At 72.2% G+C, this 6354-nt stretch carries 7 protein-coding genes and 1 pseudogene; 3 read left to right on the forward strand and 5 right to left on the reverse strand.

The features are described from left to right. Window positions 1-43: 43 nt before the first annotated feature. Genes I4J89_RS44535 through I4J89_RS44550 form a run of 4 tightly spaced genes read right to left on the reverse strand, consistent with a single transcriptional unit; the run spans window position 44 to window position 4377 of the window. Window positions 44-787 carry a hypothetical protein gene (locus I4J89_RS44535; RefSeq protein ID WP_196420283.1) on the reverse strand — a complete coding sequence of 248 codons (744 nt, stop codon included), beginning with the start codon at window positions 785-787 and terminating at the stop codon, window positions 44-46. Between the two features lie 36 nt (window positions 788-823). Beyond that, window positions 824-1342, reverse strand: a complete 519-nt coding sequence (locus I4J89_RS44540) for a hypothetical protein (protein ID WP_196420284.1) — start codon at window positions 1340-1342, stop codon at window positions 824-826. Window positions 1343-1382: 40 nt separating this feature from the next. Beyond that, window positions 1383-1946, reverse strand: a complete 564-nt coding sequence (locus tag I4J89_RS44545) for a TetR/AcrR family transcriptional regulator (protein ID WP_196420285.1) — start codon at window positions 1944-1946, stop codon at window positions 1383-1385. Window positions 1947-1959: 13 nt separating this feature from the next. Further along, window positions 1960-4377 carry a PEP/pyruvate-binding domain-containing protein gene (locus I4J89_RS44550; RefSeq protein WP_196420286.1) on the reverse strand — a complete coding sequence of 806 codons (2418 nt, stop codon included), beginning with the start codon at window positions 4375-4377 and terminating at the stop codon, window positions 1960-1962. A gap of 117 nt (window positions 4378-4494) precedes the next feature. Between I4J89_RS44550 and I4J89_RS44555 the strand changes: the two genes are divergently transcribed. The 3 genes from I4J89_RS44555 (at window position 4495) to I4J89_RS44565 (ending at window position 6226) form a co-directional block, all read left to right on the forward strand. Beyond that, entirely contained in the window at window positions 4495-4863 is a 369-nt protein-coding gene (locus I4J89_RS44555; RefSeq protein ID WP_196420287.1) for a group I truncated hemoglobin, read from the forward strand. Between the two features lie 193 nt (window positions 4864-5056). Next, entirely contained in the window at window positions 5057-5494 is a 438-nt protein-coding gene (locus I4J89_RS44560) for a VOC family protein (RefSeq protein WP_196420288.1), read from the forward strand. 72 nt (window positions 5495-5566) lie between these two features. Beyond that, a complete protein-coding gene (locus I4J89_RS44565; RefSeq protein ID WP_196420289.1) occupies window positions 5567-6226 on the forward strand; it encodes a transcriptional regulator in 660 nt (219 codons plus the stop codon). Here I4J89_RS44565 and I4J89_RS44570 read toward each other — a convergent pair. Next, window positions 6223-6354 (reverse strand): annotated as a pseudogene (locus tag I4J89_RS44570) (IS481 family transposase); the annotation flags it as partial. The gene I4J89_RS44565 and the pseudogene I4J89_RS44570 sit on opposite strands and share 4 nt — an antisense overlap.

The following is a 6354-nucleotide window of genomic DNA, read 5'->3' on the forward strand; positions in this document are numbered from 1 at the left end:
CCCTGACACGTACAAGAGGTGTTGCACAAGAGGTCTTGTGTAATTATCCGGTCGGTCGGAGCCGGCCCGCGGCGGCGGCGAGCTTCTCCGCGGTGGCCGGGCTGATCCGGGACTTGCCGGCCAGCAGCAGCCGGTCCAGGTCCTTGGTCCCGCTGACCATGCAGTCCTTCGGCAGGCCGTGCACGCTTATCACCCCGCTGCCGTCGAAGGCGACCACCGGATCGACCCGGACCGGCCGGCCGGCCGCGCCGGAGAGCACCTGACTGGCCTGCCGGGCGGTACGGCGAGCCTCCGGCAGGTACGGCGGCCGCTTGTTGTCGACCTGCACGATGTCGCCGGAGAGCACCACCCGGGACCAGCCGTGATCGACGATCAGCACCGCGTAGACACCACCGGGGCCGATCGCCAGGAAGCGCTCGCGTACGTCGTACTCGGTGCCGGCCCAGGCGAACCCGCCGAGCGGCCAGTCGACCAGCTGCCAGGCCGGCCCCAGGCGCAGATGCATCGCGGCGCCGGCGTGTTTGCGGCGGGCGAGCCGCTCGGCGCGCCGGCGTCTGGCCCAGTCGGAAGGCGTCGATCGCAGCGCCGCCGCCCGGTCCGTGGGCAGCTCCCAGGGGCCGAGCACCTTACGCACCAGCGGTCCGGTCTGACCGTGATAGCCGAGCTCGCGCAGCAGTACCCGCAGTTCCTCGGCGGCCTGCGTGGCCTCCTCTGTGGTGCCGTTGGCGAGCTGGTCCAGAAGTTCCGCCACCACACGGATCGTCTTGCCGTCACCCTCGTCGGTCATGCCTCCATGTAACCGCAAGGCGGCCAGCGGGCCGAGTCACGATGGTGGGACCCCGGGCCGCGGCAGCCACCGGGCCGCCCGCGCCAGTTTCCCCGCGGTGCCGGCACTGATCCGGGCGCCCGTGGCGAGCAGCAGCCGGTCCAGTTCCGGGCCGGTCGCCACCAGGCAGTCCTTGGGCAGGCCATGGACGCTTATCACGCCGTCGCCGTCCAGTACCAGGACCGCCGTCACCGGCACGTTGTGCCCGATCACCGTGGAGAACTGCCGGCTCACCTCCTGGGCCGACCGGCGTGCCTCGTGGACGTACGTGTAGCGCTTGCCCTCGGACTGGATGACATCGCCGGCGAGCAGCACCCGGGTTCGTCCGTGCGCGACCACCAGCACCGAGAAGACGCCGCCCGGGCCGATGGCCAGGAACCGGTCGGCGATCGGCTCGTCGAAGTCGCGGGGCGGAGTCCAGTCCACGATGTGCCATGCCGGTCCCAGCGACGGGAGCTCCCGTACCTTCGTCGCCTCGCGGCGGAACGGGCGCCAGCGCCCTCGGCTGTCCGGCATCCGGCTCACCTCCACCTTCCAGGGTGGAGGCTCAACGGCGTTACCGGAAGAGCAGGTCCAGCTGCGCGTCCAGCACTCTGAGCGCCTGCTCCTCGGTGTATTGGCCACCGAGCAGGTACATGCCGAGGCCCTCCATCAGGGCGAGCAGCCCGGCCGCGCCGACCTCGTCCCCGCCGGGCAGCAGGCCGGCGATGAAACCGACCATCTGCGTGGTGCCCTCGCGCAGTGCCGGCGCGGTGGCCGGCCGGACCGCCGTGTACGAGAGGAAGGCCAGGGCGACCCGCCCGTCCGCGCGGGACTCCTCGTCGAGCGGGAGCAGGGTGGTCATCAGGGCCCGTACCAGCCGCCGCGGCGCCGGGTCCGGGCCCAGTGCCTGCACCGCCGCACCCACCCGGACCTCGCTGCGAACCCGGACGACGTCCAGCGCGAACGTCATCATCTCGTCCTTGGTGCGGAAGTAGTGCTGCACCATCCCGGCCGAGACGCCGGCCTCGGCCGCCACGTGCCGGAGGCTGACCGCCTCCAGGCCGTGCTCGGCGGCGACCCGCATCAGCGCGTCCGCGATCTGGGTCCGCCGTTCGCGGTGATCGACCTTCCTGGGCATGGCGCCGATGCTTTCACGCGGCCGGCGACGCGGCAGTCCCGGGCGCCGGGACCGGCGTCACGGTTCCGGCGGCACCGTCCACGGTGATCAGCTGACCCGGGGTGATCCGGTCGGTGGCACCGGGGACGCTGATCACGGCGGGGATCCCGTACTCGCGTGCCACCGTCGGACCGTGCGCCATGATCGCGCCGGTCTCGGTGACCAGTCCGCCGGCCGTCAGGAACAGCGGTGTCCAGGCCGGGTCGGTGGTGGACACCACCAGGATGTCGCCGGGTTCGATGTGCGCGGTGGCCGGGTCGTGCACGATCCGGGCGGGGCCGGTCACCCGGCCGGCCGACGCTCCGACACCGTGCAGTCCGCCGGGCTTCGCGGGCAGCACGGTCTCCACATCGGTGCCGTCGGAGAGCAGCGCCACCGGCACGTGCCGTCGCCGCGACTCGACCCGGTGCAGCGCCTTCCGCCGGGCGACCAGCTCCCTCTGGTCGACGCCGTCACGCACGGCCGCCGCGGCTTCGTCCAGGTCGAGGAACATGATGTCGGCCGGCTCGTCGAGCAGCCCGCCCGCGGCCAGGTCGGCGCCGATCAGGAGCAGCTGCTCGCGTACCGCCCGCAGCCGGTAGAGGCCGGCGAACTTCCCGGACTCCCGCAGGCCGGACAGCGTCCGGGCGCGGCGCAGCAGGAAGACGGCGAGGCTGCCGCGGACCGGCCGCCGCCGTCGCACCCGCCGGGCGAGATCTTCCAGCGTCGCTTGCGCTCTTTCGGCGGTACGCGCGAAGCGCACGTCCGGTGCCTGCTCCGGATCGGTGACGCGCAGATAGTTCGCGATGGCGGCGAACACGCCGGTGGGATCCTCGGCCCACCGGGGCACGCCGAGATCCGCCTCGGCGGGGCCGCGATGACCGTACTCGGCGAGGAAGGCGGTCAGCCCGATGTCGGGCAGGTCGCCTTGCCGGTAGCGGGCGGCGAGCTCGGCGGGCGGGGTGCCGATCAGCAGGTCACGGTGCTGGCCGGCGTCGCGGGCCAGCCGCCAGAGCGCCAGGTCCATCTCCAGCGTGACGTTGTCGGGGAGGCCGCCGAGGACGGTGTGGATCTCGTCCGGTGAGGCGAGACCCTTGAGCAGGGAGCCCGGGAGTGCGGCGGCGAGCATGCCGGCGACGATCGGCCAGGTGAGGTCGTCGGCGGCTTCGGTGGAGTCGTCCGCGCTTACGAAATCGAGTCGTTGCGTGCTGGTCCGCAGGTCAGCCGGCGCGTCCGATGCCGAGCGCAACCGATCGACGGCCGCCTGCAATCGCAGGCGGGCCGCCTCGGGCCGCGCCAGCGCCCGGGTGATCCCGGAGAGTGCCCGGCCGGCGGTCCGCAACGCCGACCCACCCTCCTGCTCCGCCGGCCGGCCTGCTTTCGCGGCCGCGGTGCCGGGCGCGAAGCGGGGGTCCGCGAGAACGTGCTCCATCGCGGCCTGGGCGCGCGGGCCGAAGTCGACGGCCATCAGCTTGATCAGGCGTTTGCGGGCGGTGCGGTGGCGGGCCAGGTCGGACAGGTCGCCATAGAGGCGCCCGCCGATGTCGACGATCTCGGCGCGCAGGCCGAGCGACGCGGTCATCGCGGCGATCATCCGCTTGAGGCCCGCCATGCCCATCGGGGTGACCGGTTGCAGCATGCCCTGGACGTGCCCGAACTCCACGTAGACCCGGGGGAGCGGGCCGTCGCTCGCGGGCGGCAGCGGGAACAGGGTGGTGATCGGCCGGGACTGGAGCAGCCAGAGCACGCCCTCGGCGTCGAAGGCCCACTCGATGTCCCGTGGTTCCTCGCCGGCCCGCTCGCCGGCGGCGCGCAGCTCGGCCAGCTGAGCCGCGGAAAGACAGCCGTGCCCGTCGGGTGCCGGGTCGCCGAGGACGTAGTGATCGGCGTCGGCGGTGCCGTCCACCACGCCGGTGCCGAGACCCGGCACCGCGTCCACCAGCATCTCCGTGCGGTTGCCGGTCAGCGGGTTCGCGGTGAACAGCACACCGGCGGCGGTGGGCTGGACCATGCGCTGCACGATCACCGCCATCCGAAGCTCGGTGCCGGTCTCGTGCGCCGACCGGTACGCCACCGCACGCTCACCGTGCAGCGACGCCCAGCACTTGGCGACCGCCGAGAGCAGCTGCTCATCGCCCTCGACCTGCAAGAACGTCTCGTGCTGGCCGGCGAAGCTGGCGTCCGGCAGGTCCTCGGCCGTGGCACTCGACCGGACCGCGACCGGCCCCGAGCCCATCGCCCGGTACGCCGCGAGGATCTCCGCCTGGGGCAGCGCCCCGAGCCGGTGCGCCTCGGTCGTGACGACGAAGCCCGGCGGCACCCGCTCACCCCGGCGGATCAGTTCGCCGAGGCCGGACGCCTTGCCACCGACCAGGTCGATCCGGTCGCTCTCAGGGAGAGGGATCACCAGCATGGCCGGCTCCTTTGCAATGCGACTGTATTGCAACGACCGTACCCGGCCGGATGCCGCGACCGCAAATGTCGTACACCGGGCAGCGCGAAGCATCGTCGCTGGTCTATCTTGGCGGGCGTGAGCGTCTCGACGGACGAATCGTTCTACCAGCGGATCGGTGGTGAGCCCGCGGTCAGTGCCGCGGTCACCGCGCTCTATCGGGTCATCCTGGCCGACGACCGCCTGGCCGGCTACTTCGCCGGCGTCGACCTGGACCGTTTATCCGGGCACATGGTGGCGCTGCTGAGCCGGGTCCTCGGCGGGCCGGACGCGTACAGCGGCCGTGACCTGCGCGGTGCGCATCGACATTTGGGCGTCACCGCAGCGCACTATGACCTGGTGGGTGCATATTTGATCGGCATCCTGGCCGGTCTGGGCGTTGACGACGAGGTTTTGGGTGCGGTGCGCGGGGTGCTCGAGGCCTCGGCGGACGAGGTCATCGACTGACCGTCGCAGCGGCGGCTGTGTTTTGCCATCACGCCTTCTGGGTCGTGTGCGCGTCACCGGCAGGCCTGCCGGCCCTGTCATCCGGCCGCCGCCGGGCCGCGAATCCCCTTCGCCGTAGGGGCGGCGAAATTGCTGATCGGTACTCGCGATGATCCGCATCGTGCCGGAACGCCTTGGGGGATAGGCTGCGGGCATGGCGATGGTGCCGTATCTGTGCTGCGCTGACGCGGCCGCGGCCATCGAGTTCTACACGGCGGTGTTCGAAGCGGTCGAGGTGGAGCGATGGACCGGCGATGACGGCCGCATCGGGCACGCCGAGCTGACCCTGGCCGGGCAGCCGCTCTATCTGGCTGACGAGCATCCGGAGATCGGCGTGCGGAGCCCGCGTGCCCTCGGCGGCACCCCGGTCTCCCTGGTGCTGACCGTTCCGGACGCTGACGCCACCGCGGCGCGGGCCGTCGCCGCGGGCGCCACCGTCGAACGACCGGTCGTCGTCCAGGACGACGGCGCCCGCGCCGGCTGGATCATCGACCCGTTCGGTCACCGGTGGAATCTGCAGACGCCGATCGAGCACGTCACGCCGGAGGAGCTGCGCGACCGGGTCGGCGATCGGTACCGGATCTCCGACTGACGCCTGTCGGGCAGGTCGGCCTGGGCGGGCGGGCCGGGTGCGCGAGGCGCGGGGGCGTGTGAGCATGGCGGCATGGGTGGTGATGCTGGGGCGTTGTTGAAGAGCATCCGGGACGGGCTGGCCACCGACGCCGGCGAGAATCCGTTCGTGGTCGCGGTGACCGAAGGGCGGGCGCCGCTGTCGGCGGTAGCCGCGCTGGCTGCCGAGGAGCACCTGATCATCCCGAGTGACCGGCGCGGGTTCCTGACCCTGGCGGCGCGGGCCGACGAGCCGGCGGCCGTTGACTTCTTCGCCGGCCTGGCGTCTGGGGAGAGCCTGGTGTTTCCCCTGGTGGCACCGCTGGCGGCGGGGGCCGGGATGGAACAGGAGTCGCTCGCGGCCTATGAACCGCGGGCCGGCTGTCAGGCGTACCCGGCATATGTCTCGTGGCTGGCGCTCAATGCGGAGCCGGCGGCGGCCGCGCTCGCGTTGGTGGCCAACTTCGCCGCCTGGGGTGGCTATTGCGCGGCCTTGGCCGCGGGCCTGCGTGAGCGGTACGGGTTCGGCGACGAGGCTTGCGCCTTCCTCGACTTCTTCGCGGAGCCCGCGCCGGAGCTGGACCAGAAAGCGGTGGCGGCGGCGCAGGCCGCGCTCGACCGGGGTGATCCGCTTTCCGGCACTCACCGGTACGCCCGCCTGCTGCATGCCTACGAGACCGGCTTCTGGCAGACGCTCGCCGGGATCGATGCCTAGATGTAGTGACCAGGACCGTTGTTGACGCGGTTGATGGGTGGCTGGCCTCCGAGCGCGGTGTGGGCTCGATGGTAGTTGTAGGTGTGGAGCCAGCCGGGTAGGGCGTCGGCGCGGTCCTGGTTGCTGGT

Source organism: Actinoplanes aureus (assembly GCF_015704865.1).
In the GTDB taxonomy this organism is placed as follows: Bacteria; Actinomycetota; Actinomycetes; order Mycobacteriales; family Micromonosporaceae; genus Actinoplanes; species Actinoplanes aureus.

What these genes read in the sequence shown, in the direction of transcription:
- I4J89_RS44535 (WP_196420283.1), bottom strand. Translation starts at nt 787, where the DNA reads ATGACCGACGAGGGTGACGGCAAGACGATCCGTGTGGTGGCGGAACTT.
- I4J89_RS44540 (WP_196420284.1), bottom strand. Translation starts at nt 1,342, where the DNA reads ATGCCGGACAGCCGAGGGCGCTGGCGCCCGTTCCGCCGCGAGGCGACG.
- I4J89_RS44545 (WP_196420285.1), bottom strand. Translation starts at nt 1,946, where the DNA reads ATGCCCAGGAAGGTCGATCACCGCGAACGGCGGACCCAGATCGCGGAC.
- I4J89_RS44550 (WP_196420286.1), bottom strand. Translation starts at nt 4,377, where the DNA reads ATGCTGGTGATCCCTCTCCCTGAGAGCGACCGGATCGACCTGGTCGGT.
- I4J89_RS44560 (WP_196420288.1), top strand. Translation starts at nt 5,057, where the DNA reads ATGGCGATGGTGCCGTATCTGTGCTGCGCTGACGCGGCCGCGGCCATC.
- I4J89_RS44565 (WP_196420289.1), top strand. Translation starts at nt 5,567, where the DNA reads ATGGGTGGTGATGCTGGGGCGTTGTTGAAGAGCATCCGGGACGGGCTG.